Origin of the sequence: Enterobacter sp. BWH64 (genome assembly GCF_001037645.1) — a bacterium.
In the GTDB taxonomy this organism is placed as follows: Bacteria; Pseudomonadota; Gammaproteobacteria; order Enterobacterales; family Enterobacteriaceae; genus Enterobacter; species Enterobacter hormaechei_C.
In genome coordinates this window covers 3,740,774-3,760,958 of sequence record NZ_KQ089922.1, presented here as the reverse complement: position 1 = coordinate 3,760,958, position 20,185 = coordinate 3,740,774, and the positions used below count along the sequence as shown (strand labels likewise).

The window sequence follows — 20,185 nt, the reverse complement described above, 5'->3', positions numbered from 1 at the left end:
ACGCTTTTTATTTCTGGAGTAAACCACCATGTCTGAAGGCTGGAACATTGCCATTTTGGGTGCCACTGGCGCCGTGGGCGAAGCCCTGCTTGAAACCCTTGCTGAGCGTCAGTTCCCGGTGGGTGAGATTTACGCACTGGCGCGTACCGACAGCGCAGGAGAACATCTGCGTTTCGGCGGCAAATCCGTGATGGTGCAGGATGCCGCCGCGTTTGACTGGACGCAGGCTCAGCTGGCGTTTTTTGCCGCAGGTGCGGAAGCCACGGCGTCTTACATTGAAGAAGCGACCAGTTCAGGCTGTCTGGTGATCGACCTGAGCGGCCTGTTCTCCCTGGAGCCGGATGTGCCGCTGGTGGTGCCGGACGTCAACCCGTTTGTGCTGGCTGACTACCGCAACCGCAACATCATTGCAGTACCGAACAGCCTCACCAGCCAGCTGCTGACCGCGCTGAAGCCGCTGATCGACGACGGTGGCCTGTCGCGTATTTCCGTGACCAGCCTGCTTTCAGCCTCCGCTAACGGTAAAAAAGCCGTAGACGCACTGGCAGGGCAGAGCGCGAAGCTGTTGAACGGTATCCCGATCGACGAAGATGATTTCTTTGGCCGCCAGCTGGCGTTCAACATGCTGCCGCTGCTGCCGGATCGTGAAGGTTCGGTGCGGGAAGAGCGTCGTATCGTCGATGAAGCACGCAAAATTTTGCAGGATGACGGGCTGATGATCTCCGCGAATGTCGTGCAGTCTCCGGTCTTTTACGGCCACGCGCAGATGGTCGGGTTTGAAGCCCTGCGTCCGCTGGCGGCTGAAGAAGCCCGCGACGCGTTTGGCCGCGGTGAGGACATTGTCCTGTCCGAAGAGAGCGAATTCCCGACGCAGGTGGGCGACGCCACCGGCAGCGCGCATCTCTCTGTGGGCTGCGTGCGTAACGATTACGGTATGCCGGAGCAGGTGCAGTTCTGGTCCGTTGCCGACAACGTGCGTTTTGGCGGCGCGCTGATGGCGGTCAAAATCGCGGAAAAACTGGTGCAGGAGTATCTGTACTGATGTCAGATGTGGAACAAAAGCCGGTCCACAGAATTGCCCTCGGCATTGAATACGATGGCAGTAAATACTATGGCTGGCAGCGGCAGAATGAGGTGCGCAGCGTCCAGGAGAAGCTGGAGAAAGCGCTCTCTCAGGTGGCGAACGAACCGATAAGCGTCTTCTGTGCGGGCCGCACCGATGCCGGCGTTCACGGCACGGGGCAGGTGGTGCATTTTGACACCACCGCCGTGCGCAAAGCCGCGGCCTGGACGCTGGGTGTAAATGCGAATTTGCCTGGTGACATTGCCGTGCGTTGGGTGAAAGCTGTGCCGGATGATTTTCACGCGCGTTTCAGCGCGACGGCGCGGCGCTACCGTTATGTCATCTATAACCAGCGCCTGCGCCCGGCGGTGTTAAGCCAGGGCGTGACGCATTTTTATGAACCGCTGGATGCAGAATGTATGCAGCGTGCGGCGCAGTGTCTGATTGGTGAGAATGATTTTACGTCGTTTCGTGCGGTGCAGTGTCAGTCCCGTACGCCGTGGCGTAACGTCATGCACATTAACGTCAGTCGTTATGGCGCGTATGTGGTGGTGGATATCAAAGCCAATGCCTTTGTACATCATATGGTGCGGAATATTGTAGGCAGCCTGATGGAAGTGGGCGCCGGACACCAGCCGGAGAGCTGGATTGCAGAACTGCTGGCAGCGAAGGACAGAACGCTTGCGGCAGCAACGGCGAAAGCGGAAGGGCTGTATCTGGTTTCGGTGGATTATCCGGACCGGTTCGACCTGCCAAAACCGCCAATGGGCCCGCTGTTTTTAGCGGACTAAACAAAGGTGCAATTAGGGCTTAGACAATATGGACGTAATACGTTTTCTGATTGATTTCATCCTGCATATTGATGTTCACCTGGCGGAGCTGGTCGCGCAGTACGGCGTCTGGGTGTACGCCATTCTGTTCCTCATTCTGTTCTGTGAAACCGGCCTTGTGGTTACGCCGTTCCTGCCGGGAGATTCACTGCTGTTCGTGGCGGGCGCGTTATCCGCACTGCCAACGAATGACCTGAATGTCCATCTGATGGTGGTCCTGATGATCATCGCCGCGATTGTTGGTGATGCGGTCAACTACACCATCGGGCGGGTGTTTGGCGAGCGGTTGTTCAGTAATCCGGACTCGAAGATTTTCCGCCGCAGTTATTTAGATAAAACCCATGCGTTCTATGAGCGCCATGGCGGTAAGACCATTATCCTTGCCCGTTTTGTGCCTATTGTGCGTACATTTGCACCGTTTGTGGCGGGAATGGGTCACATGTCCTATCGTCATTTTGCCATGTACAACGTGGTGGGCGCGCTGCTGTGGGTGCTGCTGTTCACCTATGCAGGCTACCTGTTTGGCGATCTGCCGGTGGTTCAGGAAAACCTTAAGTTACTGATTGTAGCGATTATTGTGCTTTCCGTACTGCCTGGCGTCATCGAAATTATCCGTCACAAACGCGCGGCGGCAAAGCAAGCGAAGTAAATGCATGCTGGCGGTTCGACCACTTTTTTATCCAAAGTTTCGGGCTGTTATGTTTTAATGTGCAACATTCATGGTCTGTTGGAGGCAAAAATGGCATTATTCGCCTCTTACAGCAAAACTGGCATACGACCAGGTTCAGGCAGAAAGGTTATCAATGAGCTGGATTGAACGAATTAAAAGCAACATTACCCCAACGCGTAAAGCGAGCATTCCTGAAGGGGTATGGACGAAGTGTGATAGCTGCGGCCAGGTTCTGTATCGCGCAGAGCTGGAACGCAATCTTGAGGTGTGTCCGAAGTGTGACCACCATATGCGTATGTCGGCGCGCAACCGCCTGCATAGCCTGCTGGACGAAGGTTCTCTGGTAGAACTGGGCAGCGAACTGGAGCCAAAAGATGTGCTTAAGTTCCGCGACTCCAAAAAATACAAAGATCGTCTGGCCTCTGCGCAGAAAGAGACCGGCGAGAAAGACGCGCTGATCGTCATGAAAGGCACCCTGCACGAGATGCCGGTGGTTGCCGCCGCGTTTGAGTTCTCCTTTATGGGCGGCTCAATGGGCTCTGTGGTTGGCGCGCGCTTCGTGCGTGCCGTTGAGCAGGCGCTGGAAGACAACTGCCCGCTGATCTGCTTCTCCGCCTCCGGTGGCGCACGTATGCAGGAAGCGCTGATGTCCCTGATGCAGATGGCGAAAACCTCTGCGGCGCTGGCGAAAATGCAGGAGCGCGGTCTGCCGTACATCTCGGTACTGACCGATCCAACCATGGGCGGCGTTTCTGCAAGCTTCGCGATGCTGGGCGACCTGAACATCGCTGAGCCAAAAGCGCTGATCGGCTTTGCGGGTCCTCGCGTTATCGAGCAGACCGTACGTGAGAAACTGCCGCCGGGCTTCCAGCGCAGTGAGTTCCTCATTGAGAAGGGCGCCATCGACATGATCGTCCGCCGTCCGGAAATGCGCCTGAAACTGGCAAGCGTCCTGGCGAAGCTGATGAATCTGCCGGCGCCGAACCCGGACGAGCCGCGCGAAGGCGTGGTGGTACCGGATCAGGAACCCGAGGCCTGATAACTGAAAAGGGCAGGGCCGAATGGCGCTGCCCTTTTGCTTTCTAAACCGTTAATGACAACCGGGCATCATGGAAAATAAAAGCATTCCTCAAGCCACGTCGCCCCTGGCCGCGTGGCTTTCTTATCTGGAAAACCTGCACAGTAAAACTATCGACATGGGCCTTGAGCGCGTAAGCCAGGTTGCCGCGCGTCTTGACGTGTTGAAACCCGCGCCTTTCGTATTTACCGTGGCCGGCACTAACGGTAAAGGCACCACCTGCCGCACGCTGGAATCTGTCCTGATGGCGGCGGGGTACAAGGTTGGCGTTTACAGCTCGCCGCATCTGGTGCGCTATACCGAGCGCGTGCGCGTGCAAAACACCGAGCTGGCGGAATCCGCCCATACGGCGTCGTTTGCCGCTATCGAAGCGGCGCGCGGCGAAACCTCATTAACCTATTTCGAATACGGCACCCTGTCGGCGCTGTGGCTGTTTAAGCAGGCGCAGCTGGACGTGGTGATCCTGGAAGTGGGGTTGGGCGGGCGTCTGGATGCCACCAATATGGTGGATGCGGATGTCGCCGTCGTCACCAGCATCGCGCTGGATCACACCGACTGGCTGGGCCCGGACCGCGAGAGCATTGGCCGTGAGAAGGCCGGTATTTTCCGGGCCAATAAGCCTGCCGTGGTAGGCGAACCGGACATGCCGCATACCATTGCTGAGGTAGCGAAAGAGAAGGGCGCTCGTCTGCTGCGTCGCGGCGTGGACTGGCAGTATGAGGTGCAGGACAAAGGCTGGCGCTTCAGCGATGCGCAGGGCGTGCTGGAGAGTCTGCCCCTTCCGCAGGTGCCACAGCCTAACGCGGCGACTGCGCTGGCAGCCCTGCGCGCCAGCGGATTAGCGGTAAGTGAGCAGGCGATCCGCGACGGCATTCAGAACGCACTGCTGCCGGGACGTTTTCAGATTGTAAGTGAGTCACCGCGTCTGATTCTGGATGTTGCACATAACCCGCATGCGGCGGCGTACCTCGCAGGACGTCTCAAATCGTTACCAAAAACCGGGCGCGTGCTGGCGGTTATCGGTATGCTTCATGATAAAGATATCGGCGGCACGCTGGCCTGCATGGAGAGTGTGGTCGATAGCTGGTATTGTGCTCCTCTGGAAGGGCCGCGCGGCGCGACTGCTGAGCAGTTGATGGAACATCTCGGCAAAGGCGAAATCTACAACAGTGTGGTTTCGGCCTGGCGTGCCGCGATGGCGGAGGCTAAACCAGAAGATACCGTGCTGGTGTGTGGGTCATTCCACACGGTGGCACATGTCATGGAAGTGATGGACGCGGGGAGAACCGGTGGCGAGTAAGTTTCAGAACCGTTTAACAGGAACCATTGTGCTGGTCGCGCTCGGGGTGATTATTCTCCCGGGACTGCTCGACGGGCAAAAAAAGCATTACCAGGATGAATTTGCGGCCATTCCGCTGGTACCCAAACCGGGCGATCGCGACGAGCCCGATATGCTGCCAGCGGCAACGCAGGCGCTGCCTGCCCAGCCGCCAGAAGGTGCAGCGGAAGAGGTGCGCGCAGGTGATGCAGCCGCGCCGTCTCTTGATCCGTCGCGTCTGGCCGCGAATAACAACGTTGAAATCGATCCTGTACCGGTAGAGCAACCCAAACCGGTTGAAAAACCGAAGCCGGTAGAGAAAACGCAGCCTAAACCGCAGCGTGACAAAGCCGACGAGCAGCTGGCTGCGGCAACGGAAACGCCGCCACCGGCCAAACAGACCCAGCAGGAGGCCGCCCCTACGGGTAAAGCCTATGTCGTTCAGCTCGGTGCGTTGAAAAATGCAGATAAGGTCAATGAGATCGTGAGTAAACTGCGCGGCGCGGGATACCGTGTTTATACTTCACCCACCACGCCGGTACAGGGTAAAATTACCCGTATCCTCGTCGGGCCGGATGCGTCTAAAGATAAGCTCAAAGGTTCGCTTGGCGAGCTGAAGCAAATCTCCGGCCTGAGCGGTGTGGTGATGAACTACAGCGCAAACTGATAGAAATTACCCCCTCACCCTAACCCTCTCCCTTGAGGGAGAGGGCCGGGGTGAGGGGGAGGCAGACGTTCACAGAAACGTCAACGGTGCGGTGGCGTTGAGCATTTTTTCAGCGCCTTTTTTATTTACGCGTGGGAAGGAAATCCCTACGCAAACGTTTTCTTTTTCTGTTAGAATTCGCCCCGAACTGGATGACAGGGCGTTTAATCGTGGGACACATATGGTCTGGATTGATTACGCCATCATTGCGGTGATTGGTTTTTCCTGTCTGGTTAGCCTGATCCGTGGCTTTGTTCGTGAAGCGTTATCGCTGGTAACCTGGGGTTGTGCTTTCTTTGTTGCCAGTCATTACTACACTTACCTGTCTGTCTGGTTCACGGGCTTTGAAGATGAACTGGTCCGAAACGGAATCGCCATCGCGGTGCTGTTTATCGCGACGCTGATTGTCGGCGCTATCGTCAATTACGTGATAGGTCAGCTGGTCGAGAAAACCGGTCTGTCAGGAACGGACAGGGTACTCGGCATCTGTTTCGGCGCGTTGCGAGGCGTGCTCATTGTGGCCGCGATCCTGTTCTTCCTGGATACCTTTACCGGGTTCTCCAAAAGTGAAGACTGGCAAAAATCGCAGCTCATTCCGGAGTTCAGCTTCATCATCAGATGGTTCTTTGACTATCTGCAAAGCTCGTCGAGTTTCTTGCCCAGGGCATAAACCCTGAGATGTGGCTTAACGAGGAAAAGACGAATGTGCGGTATTGTCGGTATCGCCGGTTTCATGCCGGTAAACCAGTCGATTTATGACGCGTTAACGGTGCTTCAGCACCGTGGGCAGGATGCTGCGGGTATCATCACCATTGATGCAAACAACTGCTTCCGTTTACGCAAGGCGAATGGCCTGGTAAACGATGTGTTTGAAGCCCGCCATATGCAGCGTCTGCAAGGTAATATGGGGATCGGTCACGTTCGTTATCCTACTGCTGGCAGTTCCAGCGCCTCTGAGGCTCAGCCTTTTTACGTTAACTCCCCGTATGGCATCACGCTTGCCCACAATGGCAATCTGACCAATGCCCACGAGCTGCGTAAAAAGCTGTTCGAAGAGAAACGTCGCCACATTAACACCACCTCTGATTCTGAAATCCTGCTCAATATCTTTGCCAGCGAACTGGATAACTTCCGCCATTATCCGCTGGAAGCAGACAACATTTTTGCCGCCGTTGCCGCGACTAACCGCCTGATCCGTGGCGCGTATGCTTGCGTGGCGATGATCATCGGTCACGGCATGGTGGCCTTCCGCGATCCAAATGGCATTCGCCCGCTGGTGCTCGGCAAACGTGACCTCGGCGATGGCCGTTCCGAGTACATGGTTGCCTCCGAAAGCGTGGCGCTGGACACTCTGGGCTTCGAATTCCTGCGTGATGTCGCGCCAGGCGAAGCGGTCTACATCACTGAGAAGGGCCAGCTGTTTACCCGTCAGTGCGCCGACAACCCGGTGAGCAACCCGTGCCTGTTCGAATACGTTTACTTCGCGCGTCCGGACTCGTTCATCGACAAGATTTCCGTTTACAGCGCGCGCGTCAACATGGGGACGAAGCTGGGCGAGAAGATTGCCCGCGAGTGGGACGATCTCGACATTGATGTCGTGATCCCAATCCCTGAAACCTCCTGTGATATCGCGCTGGAAATTGCCCGTATTCTGGACAAGCCGTACCGTCAGGGCTTCGTAAAAAACCGCTACGTGGGCCGCACTTTTATCATGCCGGGCCAGCAGCTGCGTCGTAAGTCCGTACGTCGTAAGCTGAACGCTAACCGTGCCGAGTTCCGCGACAAGAACGTGCTGCTGGTGGACGACTCCATTGTGCGCGGCACGACGTCTGAGCAGATCATCGAGATGGCGCGTGAGGCCGGGGCGAAGAAAGTGTATCTCGCCTCCGCAGCGCCGGAAATTCGCTTCCCGAACGTGTATGGCATTGATATGCCAACCGCTAACGAGCTGATTGCTCACGGTCGTGAAGTAGACGAAATTCGGCAGATCATCGGTGCCGACGGCCTGATTTTCCAGGATCTGAACGATCTGATCGACGCGGTGCGCGCCGAGAACCCGGATATTCAGCAGTTCGAATGCTCGGTATTCAATGGGATCTACGTAACGAAAGACGTTGACCAGCAGTATCTCGACTATCTGGATTCGCTGCGTAACGACGATGCGAAAGCCGTCCAGCTGCAAAACGATCTCGAAAGCTTAGAGATGCACAACGAAGGTTGATGCGTATGCAGGTGAGGGCGCTCGCCCTCACTTGCAACTCCCCGTAAAATCCTGCACAGTCTGCCCTGAAATCAGCAAGGGCGAAAATCATGAAACGACTCATTGTAGGGATCAGCGGTGCCAGCGGCGCGATTTATGGCGTCCGGCTTTTACAGGTGCTGCGTGACGTTGCAGGCGTAGAAACCCATCTGGTGATGAGCCAGGCGGCGCGTCAGACCCTCTCTCTTGAAACCGATCTCTCACTGCGCGACGTTCAGGCCCTGGCTGACGTTGTCCACGATGCCCGCGATATCGCCGCCAGCATCTCTTCGGGCTCGTTTAAAACGGCCGGCATGGTTATTTTGCCCTGTTCGATTAAAACTCTTTCCGGCATTGTAAACAGCTATACCGACACGCTGGTGACGCGTGCAGCGGATGTGGTGCTGAAAGAGCGTCGTCCTCTGGTGCTTTGCGTGCGGGAAACGCCGCTGCACCTGGGACATCTGCGTTTAATGACGCAGGCAGCCGAACTGGGGGCCGTGATTATGCCGCCGGTCCCCGCGTTCTATCATCGTCCGCAAACGCTGGACGATGTCATCAACCAGACCGTTAACCGCGTACTGGATCAGTTCGATATCGACCTGCCGGAAGATCTCTTTACCCGCTGGCAGGGGGCGTGAAGCTGTGCACAAACAAGGTGCATGAAAAGACAATTTGCCCTGTTTCAGGGCAAAACTGCAACCGCGATCATATCCTCGACATTTAATTCGCTTTTTCCCTTTTTCTCTTTCCGGTTCGTTCGGCAGACCTGCTATCTTTCACCATTAAGGCAGTATCGCAACGTTTTATTAACATATTTAACGTCGAAATTTTAACCCGACGACAATGTGGCATAAGACCTGCAAGAACAGCCTGCAACACAACACACAACATAAACCATAATAAAATCACGGTTCTTGAGGGTAAATGTATGAAGAAGACGGTTCTGGCTCTGTCTTTGCTCGTGGGCTTGAGTGCAGCAGCAAGTAGCTATGCAGCGCTTCCACAGACAGTTCGTATCGGTACAGACGCAACCTACGCGCCATTCTCCTCCAAGGATGCGAAAGGCGACTTCGTGGGGTTTGATATCGATCTGGGAAATGAGATGTGCAAACGCATGGAAGTGAAATGCACATGGGTGGGCAGTGACTTTGACGCGCTGATCCCGTCGCTGAAAGCCAAGAAAATTGATGCCATTATCTCTTCTCTCTCCATCACGGAAAAACGTCAGCAGGAGATCGCCTTCTCTGAGAAGCTCTACGCTGCCGACTCACGTCTGATTGCCGCGAAAGGCTCGCCAATCCAGCCGACCATCGACTCGCTGAAAGGCAAACATGTTGGCGTGCTTCAGGGCTCGACCCAGGAAGGTTACGCCAATGCTAACTGGCGCGAGAAGGGCGTCGATGTTGTGGCTTACCAGAACCAGGATCTAATCTACTCTGACCTGGCGGCAGGCCGTCTGGATGCCGCGTTTCAGGATGAAGTCGCCGCGAGCGAAGGCTTCCTGAAACAGCCTGCGGGTAAAGAGTACGCCTTTGCCGGCCCGTCGGTAAAAGACAAAAAATACTTTGGCGACGGTACCGGTATTGGCCTGCGTAAGGATGATACCGAGCTGAAAGCCGCCTTCGACAAAGCGTTTAATGAGCTGCGTAAAGACGGTACCTACGACAAACTGGCGAAGAAATACTTCGATTTCAACGTCTACGGTGATTAATGCCTGAATAAGATGCACTGAAGTGGTGCATCTTAACGGGGTTATGTTCCAGTATGGTGCAACACATGCACCATACTGGATCGCTGTGTGCATAGTTAAGCATTTAAAATGCAAAAATTCCCGTTCAAAGGCATTAATCTTTGCCTGAATGAGGGGATTAATGGCACATTAACAACACCCCGTCGTCGTAAAAATCTCGTATTAAGACAGTTTGTTGAGGACAGATATGAAAAAACTGGTGTTGTCATTTTCTCTGGTACTGGCTTTTTCCAGCGCCACCGCGGCATTCGCAGCAATTCCGCAGAAAATTCGTATTGGAACTGACCCAACCTATGCGCCTTTCGAATCGAAGAATGCGAAGGGGGAACTGGTCGGTTTTGACATTGATCTGGCTAACGAGCTGTGCAAACGCATTAAAGTGCAATGTACCTACGTTGAAAACCCGCTGGATGCGCTGATCCCGTCCCTGAAAGCGAAGAAAATTGACGTGATCATGTCCTCCCTGTCCATCACAGAAAAACGTCAGCAGGAGATTGCCTTCACGGACAAACTCTATGCGGCGGACTCACGTCTGGTGGTGGCGAAATCCTCTGACATTCAGCCAACCCTTGAATCTCTGAAAGGCAAACGCGTGGGCGTGTTGCAGGGTACGACGCAGGAAACCTACGGCAACGAGCACTGGGCGCCAAAGGGGATTGAAATTGTCTCTTACCAGGGCCAGGAAAACATCTACGCAGACCTCACGGCAGGCCGTATTGACGCGGCATTCCAGGATGAAGTGGCGGCAAGCGAAGGCTTCCTGAAACAGCCTGTGGGTAAAGATTACAAGTTCGGCGGTCCGTCCATTAAGGACGAAAAACTCTTTGGCGTCGGTACCGGTATGGGCCTGCGTAAAGAAGACAACGAACTGCGTGAAGCCCTGAACAAAGCGTTCGCCGAGATGCGCGCGGACGGCACCTATGACAAGCTGGCTAAAAAGTACTTCGATTTTAACGTTTACGGCGGCTAATCGCCCCGTCTGATAACGTGCGGCCCCTCCCGTTGCGGGAGGGGAAAAGACACGGTTCCACCACTCACGAGACGGCAGGGCACGCGGTATGCTGTACGGATTTTCTGGCGTTATTTTACAGGGCGCGCTTGTCACCCTTGAGCTGGCTATCAGCTCCGTGGTGCTGGCGGTGCTGATAGGCCTGGCGGGCGCGGGGGCAAAATTATCCGCCAACAGACCGCTGGCGCTGATATTTGAAGGCTATACCACGCTGATTCGCGGCGTGCCTGACCTGGTGCTGATGCTGCTGATCTTTTACGGCCTGCAAATCGCACTTAACGGCGTGACGGATGCCATCGGCATGGAGCAGATCGATATCGACCCGATGGTGGCCGGTATTATTACCCTTGGTTTTATCTACGGTGCCTATTTCACTGAGACTTTCCGCGGCGCTTACATGGCCGTGCCGAAAGGGCATATTGAAGCGGCGACCGCCTACGGTTTTACCTCCTCACAAACGTTTCGCCGGATCATGTTCCCGGCCATGATGCGCTACGCGCTGCCGGGCATCGGTAACAACTGGCAGGTTATTCTCAAGGCTACGGCGCTGGTCTCCCTGCTGGGTCTGGAAGATGTGGTGAAGGCCACGCAGCTGGCGGGTAAAAGCACCTGGGAACCGTTCTATTTTGCGGTGGTCTGCGGCGTAATTTATCTGGTCTTTACGACCGTCTCCAATGGTGTGCTGCTTCTGCTCGAACGTCGCTACTCCGTGGGTGTGAAGAGGGCTGACCTGTGATTGAGATTATTCAGGAGTACTGGAAATCCCTGCTGTGGACGGATGGCTACCGCTTTACTGGCGTGGCCATCACGCTGTGGCTGCTGATCTCCTCGGTGGTAATGGGCGGCATTCTGGCGGTGTTTCTTGCCATTGGCCGCGTGTCGAACAATAAATTTATCCAGTTCCCTATCTGGCTATTCACCTACGTGTTTCGCGGTACTCCGCTGTACGTGCAACTGCTGGTGTTCTATTCCGGGATGTACACGCTGGAGATCGTGAAAGGCACCGAGATGCTGAACGCGTTCTTCCGCAGCGGTCTGAACTGTACGGTGCTGGCGCTGACCCTCAATACCTGCGCCTATACCACCGAGATCTTCGCCGGGGCCATCCGTTCTGTGCCGCACGGTGAGATCGAGGCGGCGCGCGCGTACGGCTTCTCGTCCGTGAAGCTCTACCGCTGTATTATTCTGCCTTCGGCGCTGCGTATTGCGCTGCCGGCCTACAGCAACGAAGTGATTTTAATGCTGCATTCGACGGCACTGGCGTTTACCGCCACGGTACCGGATCTGTTAAAGATTGCCCGCGATATTAACTCTGCCACCTACCAGCCGTTTACGGCGTTTGGCATTGCGGCAGTGCTCTATTTGATCATTTCTTACGTCCTGATCAGTCTGTTTCGTAAGGCTGAAAAACGCTGGTTGCAGCATATAAAACCGTCGACGCACTGAGAATTTATGATGGCTGAGAACAAATTAAACGTAATTGATTTGCACAAGCGCTACGGCGAACATGAAGTGCTGAAAGGGGTGTCGCTGGAGGCTAACGCGGGCGACGTGATCAGTATTATCGGCTCATCAGGTTCGGGTAAAAGTACCTTCCTGCGCTGCATCAACTTCCTCGAAAAGCCGAGCGAAGGATCGATTGTGGTGAGCGGACAGAACATTAATATGGTCCGTGATAAAGACGGCCAGCTTAAAGTGGCGGATAAAAACCAGCTGCGCCTGCTGCGTACACGCCTGACGATGGTGTTCCAGCACTTCAACCTCTGGAGCCACATGACGGTGCTGGAGAACGTGATGGAAGCGCCGGTTCAGGTGCTCGGCTTAAGCAAGCAGGAAGCCCGCGAGCGTGCGGTCAAATACCTGGCGAAAGTGGGTATCGACGAGCGGCAGCAGATCAAATATCCGGTGCACCTGTCAGGGGGGCAGCAGCAGCGTGTTTCCATCGCCCGTGCGCTGGCGATGGAGCCGGAAGTGTTGCTGTTTGACGAACCGACTTCCGCGCTGGATCCTGAACTCGTTGGCGAAGTGCTGCGCATCATGCAAAAGCTGGCGGAAGAGGGCAAAACGATGGTGGTGGTGACGCACGAGATGGGCTTCGCCCGTAACGTTTCTAACCACGTTATCTTCCTGCATCAGGGGAAAATTGAAGAGCAGGGTCATCCGGATGAGGTGCTGGCGAACCCGCAAAGCCCGCGGTTGCAGCAGTTCCTGAAAGGCTCGTTGAAGTAGGTTTGGCCTTTCTCCCTCTCCCTGTGGGAGAGGGCCGGGGTGAGGGCATCAGGCCGCAGAGCCGCCCAATTGCCCGGTGGCGCTTCGCTTACCGGGCCTACAAAACCCGTAGGCCGGGCAAACGCAGTGCCGCCCGGCATTCAACACTCCAGCCGATACACCCAGTCGTCATACCGTACGCCGTTAATCTCGTACGCCTTCTCCAGCACCTGCGTGCGCACAAAACCCGCTTTCTCAAGGACCCGCACCGACCCAACGTTATCTGCCAGCACGTACGCGTTTATCGCCTTCACGCCCGTCTGGTTAAATGCATACTCGCACACCGCGTGCAGCGCCTCGCTGGCAATGCCTTTTCCCTGCGCGGCAGGCACAACCGTGTAGCCAATATCCGCCTCTTCACGGTTCGCCGCACTGATTTGCAGGCCGATATCCCCGAGCGGCGTAACGTCGTTATGCAGACGGATCACAAAGACATGCTCCGCCATCAGGCGCGCGGCAAATACGCGGCGCGTCTCTTTTTCCGGCGTGATAGCGGCCATATTGCGCATGATGGCGGGGTCTTCACGCAGAGAGCGGAAGAACGCCCAGTCAGAAGGTTCGAAAGGGGTGAGGTGAAGCCGGGTTGTAGTGATGGTTGCCATAGTTACGCCATTCCGATGGATCAGGCTTATTACCTTAACACCGGAATGGAACTGGCAAACAGAATGGATTTTTGTGATGAGGGACTAGCGTTTGGTTCTCATGAGCTTCGAACGATCGACATAGTTGCCATATTGATCGTAATAGCGACTGGGCCAGATCGATGCCGCATCTCTTTCAAGAGCATACGCGATGATCTTTTCCCCCTTGGGCCACGGCCTGGAGAGCGCGTTTGCAAGCGTAGAAGAACTTAAACCCGCCTGGCGTGAAAGAGCTGCAAGTGACAGCTTACGCTTGTGGAGCATGGCGATGATATCTGCTGGGTGCATGTCCTGATTTCTATTCATACATTTTCCTTTATATATGATTTTGTTAAAATTGCAGATACAAATACTAAGTAATACTTAGTACAATTTCAATAACGGGATACCAGAATCATGACTCTATTTCCAGATTTTGAAGAGTCATCATGCTTCCCCATCGACTTAAAGCGGCGCGACTGAAAGCCGGACTATCGCAGCAAAAACTTGGGATCCTTGCGGGGATTGATGAAGCGACGGCTAGCGCACGTATGAACCAGTATGAGAAGGGGATCCACACGCCTGACTTTGCACTGGCATGCAAGTTGGCGGATGTGCTGAATATCCCGGCTTGTTATTTTTATACGGTTGAGGATGACTTGGCTGAATATATTGAAAATTATAAAAAAGCCAACTCGTAAATAGTTGGCTTTGATAATTATTTAACGGAGATGATCGAGATAAGGTGAGTGTAGATTTAAAAATATATCTCGCCAGTTTTGGGGAAGGGTACTAAAATCAGCTCCCCATTCGTCCTGTATAAAATTATATGCTTTATATGGTTTATCCTTTGAAGGCGCATCATAGCCGAGAAGATCTTCTATACAATTATTAATCATTATTCTACGTGCCTCACCTGTTTCGGCTAAAATCAATGGATTAATTAATTCCGCTTTAGGTGTGCCTATATCAGAATCGTGTAAAAAGATGTAGTCAATTCCTAATGCATTAAGATATTTAGCCATGGAAATCATAACTGACTTTCCTCTGACGCGCAAAACCTCGCAATTACCTATAGCAATAGATTTTTGCTCCGGAGATAATCTTTTAATAGTTTCTCTTACCACAACTTCTTCTGTATCACCTTCGACAAATATACATTTATTTGTAAAAAATATTCTAGCAATATAATCATCTATCTTCAGAAGCATTTTAAGATTTAATTTTTCATTCCCTGTTAAACTTGTGAATGCTTTTTCAAGATTAAAAGAATGTGTGGAAGTGAAATCATTTTCGCTTACAGAGAATTTAGTGAGGCTTAAACTAGTATCAGATCCTAAATTTATCATATAAGGAGAATGTGTTGTCGCTACAATTTGACTTATGCCCGATGCGAATTGATAAATCGTATCTCTCATCTGGCTTGCAGCAGCAGGATGCAAATATATTTCTGGTTCTTCAAAGCATAAAATTGTTGATCTTTGGGATTCCTCATGCGCATTCAAATAATCTTGTATAAATCTAATCAACTGAAAAGCAGTGCATCTAATAATCCCATGGCCTTGATAACTTACTGAAGTTCTGACATTACTTTCCATCTCAACATTAAATAATGGTTTAATTACTTTATCTGCATCATCTAAATTTGCGGTAACATGTATAGATGCATTAGGGAATAAAGAATGTGCCATCTTATTGAGATCTTGTATTAAGCGTCCGAAATCTGTTTCCCTGTCCTGTGGATTCATTTCTCTGGCTAGTAAGGAAAGATGTTGCTGAGCTTGGGTGTAGTTATCAGATTTGTTTCTAACACTTTTGAATAGGTCGCCTAGGAGATTTAATAGAGCACCATTTTGGTTAGTTAATTCAGACATGCAAGATTCGGCTGGGATGATAATTACCTTCGGCAGTTTAGATATTATATTTCCTGGAATGCCTCCTGGGTTTTTTACCCAAGTTGCTTCAGAATCTGCAACAACATCCCATAGTTGCGGTAGTTCGTTTGCTTTTTCTTTATTTGCTTTTGTATTCAACGATGATGTTAAATTATCAACCCCGAAATGCTCTATTAGAAATTCAATGGTAAAATCCTCGCCTTCAAGTTCTGAAGGGGTTTGCGCTGCAACATACTTGTCACTTCTGTTTTTATTTTTCTCCATTATGAAAATTTCAGGTTTTGTGCTTGTAATACTCCACACTTTCCTGTAAACAATTTTATTAGTTGTTTCTCCTGGTAAAGGGTGTTCATTCCTAATGATTCTACCCTTAAAACCTATCCATGCTTCCGCTTCGTCAGGAATATTATGGTATTCTCCTATTATTTCTATCGTTTCTTGTTTTATGTAATCATCACGTTCTTGATTAAAGCATTTAGAATAATCATCTGATGAAGGGTTGATGTTTTGATGGAGTAATTGCAATGCCCTAAAAACACTAGACTTTCCAGCATTATTGGAACCAATTAAGAACGTTGCATCTCTAAAGTTTATTGTGCAGTCTTTTAATTTTCTAAAATTTTTTATACTTAAATTATCCAAACGCATTTAAATTTCCTTATAGATTTATTTGTTTTATAGCCTAACAAAATTACTATAAGTCACTAGTTAAAATGCTGTCAGATGTCTCATTATTTATTTTATCTTACCACATCCCCCAGCGCTTCTTCCAGGTCATACCAGCGGAACGTAAACCCGGCCGCTTCCAGCCGTTTTGGCAGCGCGCGCTGCCCGCCCAGCACCAGCACCGAAGACTCACCCATCAACAGACGAATCGCCGTCGCAGGCACGCGCAGCACCGCCGGGCGATGCAGGGCATGGCCCAGGGCGTGAGCAAACTGTTCATTACGTACGGGGTAAGGGGATACCATGTTAAATGGCCCGCGCAGATCGTTATCCAGCAGCCAGAGAATGCCGTTGACCATATCCTCGATATGGATCCACGCCAGATACTGACGACCATTGCCGATGGGCCCGCCAAGCCCCATTTTAAACGGCGGCAGCATTTTACCGAGAATACCGCCCTTCGGCGCAAGTACCACGCCGGTGCGCAGCAGGCAGACGCGGGTACGATCGCTTTGCGCCGCGCAGGCGATGCGCTCCCACTGGGCGCAGAGTTTATGGGTAAACTCGTTGTGCGGCGGCTCCTCTTCGGTCACCACCACTTCACCGAGATCGCCATAGTAGCCTGTAGCAGAGCCGGAAATCAGCACCGAAGGCGGCGTCTCGCTGTTGCGAATCAGCTCAACCAGCCTTTCGGTCATGTTCCAGCGGCTGCTGCATAAACGCTGTTTTTGCTCTTCGGTCCAGCGTTTATCGGCGATAGGTTCGCCAGCAAGGTTGATGACGGCGTCAAAGCCGTTCAGATCCTGCCTTTCCGCCAGGCCTTTCCAGATCTCAACGCCGACGCCCAGCACCTGGCGCGCTTTCTCCGGGCTGCGCGTGACCACGGTAATGTCGTGATGCAACGCCTGCAAACGTGGAATGAGATGGCGACCAATCAGGCCCGTACCGCCGGTGAGCAGGATCTTCATACAACCTCCAGGTTTACGCCTGGCGCTGCCAGCTTAACGTCATGGAGACGGAGTCGGCGTAGCGCAGGGCGTGAAGTTTATCGATCTCCACTTCAGCATAAGTGACCCAGTGGTGTTCGCGTGCGATGTCGAGCACATCCTGAGTTAATTTTTCCAGTAGCGCAAAACGGTTGTTCTCAACGTACTGGATGATGCTTTTGGTGATCGTGCGATAGTTCAGCGCGTCATTGATGTCCTCGCTGGCACGCGCCTTGTCTGCCGGGTAGTGGATCACTACATTCACCACGATATCCTGGCGATTCGCGATCTCCTCCTCTTTGATACCAATGAACGTGCGTAAGCGTAAGTTTTTTATACGAATAATAGCGTCATGCTGGGACATTGCAGGTCTTCTCCGTGTCAGTATTTTCACCTCATCATACATGAGGAAAACACCTGCACCCAACGGGGCGCAGGCTCAAATCTGATGGATTTTTTGCATGGCGCGTTCGGTGGCCGGGCGCGTCCGGATGCGCTCAAACCAGTTGTTCACTGCCGGATAAGTGGCCAGATCGATCCGGTGGCGTTCATGGGTGTTAATCCACGGCCAGCAGGCGATATCTGCAATGCTGTAATGCTCACCTCCCAGCCACGGTGATTTTTCCAGCCGACGGTTCAGGACCCCGTACAGGCGCTGGGTTTCGACCTGATATCGCTCAATGGCGTAAGGGATCGTCTGCGGCGCATAGGCGGTAAAGTGGTGATTCTGCCCCAGCATTGGCCCCAGGCCGCTCGACTGCCAGAATAACCATTGCAGCGTGTGATGACGCTCGCGCAATTCACCGCTCAGGAGCTTGCCGGTTTTCTCTGCCAGATAGAGCAAAATCTCTCCAGACTCAAACAGGCTTAACGGTTTGCCGCCGTCAGAAGGCAGGTTATCAATGATGGCCGGAATTTTATTGTTGGGCGATATGGCCAGAAAAACGGGGCGGAACTGGTCGCCTTTACTGATATCCACGCGAATGATCCGGTAGTCCACTTCGGCTTCTTCGAGAAAGAGGGTGATCTTATGGCCATTAGGGGTGGGGGCATAATAGAGATCTATCATTCTCAACTCCTGTCAGTGCGAATAGTGTTGCCATAAAAAATCAGTATAGGTGCTTGTTGTAAATCGTGAGTTTTCATCAAGTGACAGCGAGGCAAAGAGATTATATGTTGAGTGAAAACCGATCAGCCGATGAGGATGTTATGAGCCAGCCTGTAATAACGTTGTGGTCCGATGCGAACTTTTTTTCTCCTTATGTCATGAGCGTTTATGTGGCGCTGGCAGAAAAGGGGCTTACTTTTAGTCTGAAAACCGTCGACCTGGACAGCGGCGAACATCTGAAGCCCCAGTGGCAGGGCTACGCGCTCACTCGCCGAGTCCCTGTGCTGGAGATCGACGGTTTTGAGTTGAGTGAATCCTCGGCGATTGACGAATATCTTGAGGACCGCTTTGCCCCGCCAGAGTGGGAACGCATCTATCCTCACGATCTGCAAAAGCGTGCCCGCGCCCGCCAGATCCAGGCATGGCTGCGTAGCGACCTGGTGCCGATTCGCACAGAACGCTCTACGGATGTGGTGTTCGCTGGCGTCAAAAAGCCCGCCCTCAGCGAGGAAGGCTTATCCAGCGCCCGGAAGCTGATCGAAACTGCGTCATCGCTGCTGGCGCAGGGTAACCCCAACCTGTTTGGCGAGTGGTGTATTGCCGACACCGATCTGGCGCTGATGCTCAATCGCTTGATCCTCAACGGGGATGACGTCCCACAGCTGCTGGTGGATTACGCCACATTCCAGTGGCAACGCGCGTCGGTACAGCGCTATCTGGCACTCTCTGCTAAGCGCGCGGGCTGATAAGACGGGGCGCTTGAGGTATGATAGGGGCAGTCTGAATTCCTGAGGAGTAACTGATGAAACTGATGTTTGCGTCGGATATTCATGGATCGCTGCCCGCGACCGAACGCGTGCTTTCTCTGTTCGCCCAAAGCGGAGCGCAATGGCTGGTGATCCTGGGCGACGTGTTAAACCACGGCCCACGCAATGCGTTGCCGGAAGGCTACGCTCCCGCGCAGGTGGCGGAAAAACTTAATCATTTTGCCTCGCGCATTATCGCCGTTCGCGGCAACTGTGACAGCGAAGTTGACCAGATGCTGCTGAATTTTCCCATCACCGCTCCCTGGCAACAGGTGTTGATGGAAAACAGCCGTTTGTTCCTGACCCACGGGCACCTGTTCGGCCCGGATAACCTGCCGTCACTCGCCGCTGGCGATGTCCTGGTTTATGGTCATACTCATATTCCGGTGGCGGAAAAACGCGGGGCGTTTTATCACTTTAATCCCGGGTCTGTCAGCATTCCTAAAGGTGGCAATCCGGCAAGCTACGGCATGTATGAAGACGGGACATTAAGCGTTATCGCACTTAATGATCAGCAAGTTATTGCGCAGATAGCGATTAATCCGTAAGTTACACCACAACTGCAAACGCGCCAAAAGAGCGCTTAGACGAGAAGGTTTCCCGATGGTGGAGCAGAATCATTTGGCAAGTACTGAGTGGGTTGACATTGTCAGCGAAGAGAATGAAGTGATCGCGCAGGCCAGCCGCGAACAAATGCGTGCGGAGCGTCTGCGTCACCGCGCGACTTACATCGTTGTTCATGACGGCATGGGCAAGATTCTGGTCCAGCGTCGCACCGACACCAAAGATTTTCTTCCTGGTATGCTGGATGCCACAGCGGGTGGCGTCGTGCAGGCCGATGAAGTATTGCTGGATTCCGCGCGTCGTGAAGCGGAAGAAGAGTTAGGTATCGCTGGCGTGCCGTTTGCCGAGCACGGGCAATTTTATTTCGAAGATGAACATTGTCGCGTCTGGGGCGGGCTGTTCAGCTGCGTTTCCCACGGACCTTTCGCCTTGCAGGAAGAGGAAGTGAGCGAAGTGTGCTGGATGACGCCGGAAGAGATTACTGCGCGTTGCGACGAGTTCACGCCCGATTCCCTTAAAGCACTGGCGCTGTGGATGACCCGCAACGCCAAAAACGAATCCGCTAAACCGGAAAATAAGGCGGAAAAAGAGGAAGAGGCTGAGTAA

24 protein-coding genes are annotated in these 20,185 nt (G+C 53.1%); 18 read left to right on the top strand and 6 right to left on the bottom strand.

All coding sequences use genetic code 11. The features are described from left to right. Positions 1-28 precede the first annotated feature (28 nt). The 14 genes from SK50_RS17890 (at position 29) to hisP (ending at position 12,895) form a co-directional block, all read left to right on the top strand. Positions 29-1,042, top strand: a complete 1,014-nt coding sequence (locus SK50_RS17890) for an aspartate-semialdehyde dehydrogenase (RefSeq protein ID WP_023304157.1) — start codon at positions 29-31, stop codon at positions 1,040-1,042. Then, the gene (truA, locus tag SK50_RS17885; protein WP_023295093.1) at positions 1,042-1,854 is read left to right on the top strand and encodes a tRNA pseudouridine(38-40) synthase TruA; all 813 of its coding nucleotides are present in this window, start codon (positions 1,042-1,044) and stop codon (positions 1,852-1,854) included. The genes SK50_RS17890 and truA overlap by 1 nt, the downstream gene beginning before the upstream one ends. A gap of 28 nt (positions 1,855-1,882) precedes the next feature. Continuing rightward, on the top strand, positions 1,883-2,542 hold the full coding sequence (locus SK50_RS17880) for a DedA family protein (RefSeq protein WP_003861406.1): 660 nt from the start codon (positions 1,883-1,885) through the stop codon (positions 2,540-2,542). A 154-nt stretch (positions 2,543-2,696) separates the two neighbouring features. Then, positions 2,697-3,602, top strand: a complete 906-nt coding sequence (accD, locus tag SK50_RS17875) for an acetyl-CoA carboxylase, carboxyltransferase subunit beta (protein ID WP_014884667.1) — start codon at positions 2,697-2,699, stop codon at positions 3,600-3,602. 70 nt (positions 3,603-3,672) lie between these two features. Further along, positions 3,673-4,941, top strand: a complete 1,269-nt coding sequence (gene folC, locus SK50_RS17870) for a bifunctional tetrahydrofolate synthase/dihydrofolate synthase (RefSeq protein ID WP_045343830.1) — start codon at positions 3,673-3,675, stop codon at positions 4,939-4,941. Beyond that, positions 4,931-5,626: a cell division protein DedD gene (gene dedD, locus SK50_RS17865; RefSeq protein ID WP_017383444.1), complete on the top strand. Its 696-nt coding sequence runs from the start codon at positions 4,931-4,933 to the stop codon at positions 5,624-5,626. The genes folC and dedD overlap by 11 nt, the downstream gene beginning before the upstream one ends. Before the next feature lie 220 nt (positions 5,627-5,846). Continuing rightward, complete coding sequence (gene cvpA, locus SK50_RS17860; protein ID WP_000262116.1) at positions 5,847-6,335, top strand: colicin V production protein; 489 nt, start codon at positions 5,847-5,849, stop codon at positions 6,333-6,335. A gap of 33 nt (positions 6,336-6,368) precedes the next feature. Beyond that, positions 6,369-7,886 carry an amidophosphoribosyltransferase gene (gene purF, locus SK50_RS17855; RefSeq protein ID WP_006811407.1) on the top strand — a complete coding sequence of 506 codons (1,518 nt, stop codon included), beginning with the start codon at positions 6,369-6,371 and terminating at the stop codon, positions 7,884-7,886. 89 nt (positions 7,887-7,975) lie between these two features. Continuing rightward, positions 7,976-8,545: a UbiX family flavin prenyltransferase gene (locus tag SK50_RS17850; RefSeq protein ID WP_015572254.1), complete on the top strand. Its 570-nt coding sequence runs from the start codon at positions 7,976-7,978 to the stop codon at positions 8,543-8,545. A gap of 290 nt (positions 8,546-8,835) precedes the next feature. Further along, positions 8,836-9,618 (top strand): lysine/arginine/ornithine ABC transporter substrate-binding protein ArgT, encoded by a 783-nt coding sequence (gene argT, locus SK50_RS17845; RefSeq protein ID WP_015572255.1) that lies wholly within the window; start codon positions 8,836-8,838, stop codon positions 9,616-9,618. A gap of 226 nt (positions 9,619-9,844) precedes the next feature. Then, positions 9,845-10,627 (top strand): histidine ABC transporter substrate-binding protein HisJ, encoded by a 783-nt coding sequence (hisJ, locus tag SK50_RS17840; RefSeq protein WP_048229768.1) that lies wholly within the window; start codon positions 9,845-9,847, stop codon positions 10,625-10,627. 88 nt (positions 10,628-10,715) lie between these two features. Further along, a complete protein-coding gene (locus SK50_RS17835) occupies positions 10,716-11,402 on the top strand; it encodes a histidine ABC transporter permease HisQ (RefSeq protein WP_015572256.1) in 687 nt (228 codons plus the stop codon). Continuing rightward, on the top strand, positions 11,399-12,112 hold the full coding sequence (locus SK50_RS17830) for an ABC transporter permease (RefSeq protein ID WP_003861424.1): 714 nt from the start codon (positions 11,399-11,401) through the stop codon (positions 12,110-12,112). The genes SK50_RS17835 and SK50_RS17830 overlap by 4 nt, the downstream gene beginning before the upstream one ends. A 9-nt stretch (positions 12,113-12,121) precedes the next feature. Further along, positions 12,122-12,895, top strand: coding sequence for a histidine ABC transporter ATP-binding protein HisP (hisP, locus tag SK50_RS17825; protein ID WP_003861426.1), 774 nt, complete (start codon positions 12,122-12,124; stop codon positions 12,893-12,895). 140 nt (positions 12,896-13,035) lie between these two features. On the opposite strand, the gene SK50_RS17820 is transcribed toward hisP, so the two are convergent. Together SK50_RS17820 and SK50_RS17815 are read right to left on the bottom strand one after the other, a co-directional pair. Continuing rightward, entirely contained in the window at positions 13,036-13,536 is a 501-nt protein-coding gene (locus tag SK50_RS17820) for a GNAT family N-acetyltransferase (protein WP_048229766.1), read from the bottom strand. 84 nt (positions 13,537-13,620) lie between these two features. Continuing rightward, positions 13,621-13,881: a helix-turn-helix domain-containing protein gene (locus tag SK50_RS17815; protein ID WP_048229765.1), complete on the bottom strand. Its 261-nt coding sequence runs from the start codon at positions 13,879-13,881 to the stop codon at positions 13,621-13,623. Positions 13,882-14,003: 122 nt separating this feature from the next. Here SK50_RS17815 and SK50_RS17810 point away from each other — a divergent pair, with 122 nt between their 5' ends. Then, positions 14,004-14,255, top strand: coding sequence for a helix-turn-helix transcriptional regulator (locus SK50_RS17810; protein WP_045343822.1), 252 nt, complete (start codon positions 14,004-14,006; stop codon positions 14,253-14,255). A gap of 21 nt (positions 14,256-14,276) precedes the next feature. Here the strand turns inward: SK50_RS17810 and SK50_RS17805 are convergent, their stop codons facing one another. The 4 genes from SK50_RS17805 to yfcG all read right to left on the bottom strand — a co-directional run bounded on the left by SK50_RS17805 (position 14,277) and on the right by yfcG (position 18,170). Then, complete coding sequence (locus SK50_RS17805) at positions 14,277-16,097, bottom strand: ATP-dependent nuclease (protein ID WP_047642539.1); 1,821 nt, start codon at positions 16,095-16,097, stop codon at positions 14,277-14,279. 92 nt (positions 16,098-16,189) lie between these two features. Continuing rightward, a complete protein-coding gene (locus SK50_RS17800; RefSeq protein ID WP_045343816.1) occupies positions 16,190-17,083 on the bottom strand; it encodes a TIGR01777 family oxidoreductase in 894 nt (297 codons plus the stop codon). Positions 17,084-17,096: 13 nt separating this feature from the next. Continuing rightward, on the bottom strand, positions 17,097-17,465 hold the full coding sequence (gene folX, locus SK50_RS17795; RefSeq protein WP_003861432.1) for a dihydroneopterin triphosphate 2'-epimerase: 369 nt from the start codon (positions 17,463-17,465) through the stop codon (positions 17,097-17,099). A gap of 75 nt (positions 17,466-17,540) precedes the next feature. Further along, complete coding sequence (yfcG, locus tag SK50_RS17790) at positions 17,541-18,170, bottom strand: GSH-dependent disulfide bond oxidoreductase (protein WP_003861434.1); 630 nt, start codon at positions 18,168-18,170, stop codon at positions 17,541-17,543. A 140-nt stretch (positions 18,171-18,310) separates the two neighbouring features. Here yfcG and yfcF point away from each other — a divergent pair, with 140 nt between their 5' ends. Genes yfcF through yfcD form a run of 3 tightly spaced genes read left to right on the top strand, consistent with a single transcriptional unit; the run spans position 18,311 to position 20,185 of the window. Next, positions 18,311-18,955: a glutathione transferase gene (yfcF, locus tag SK50_RS17785; RefSeq protein WP_017692996.1), complete on the top strand. Its 645-nt coding sequence runs from the start codon at positions 18,311-18,313 to the stop codon at positions 18,953-18,955. Positions 18,956-19,011: 56 nt separating this feature from the next. After that, complete coding sequence (yfcE, locus tag SK50_RS17780) at positions 19,012-19,563, top strand: phosphodiesterase (RefSeq protein WP_003861437.1); 552 nt, start codon at positions 19,012-19,014, stop codon at positions 19,561-19,563. A 55-nt stretch (positions 19,564-19,618) separates the two neighbouring features. After that, entirely contained in the window at positions 19,619-20,185 is a 567-nt protein-coding gene (gene yfcD / locus SK50_RS17775; RefSeq protein ID WP_006811396.1) for an NUDIX hydrolase YfcD, read from the top strand.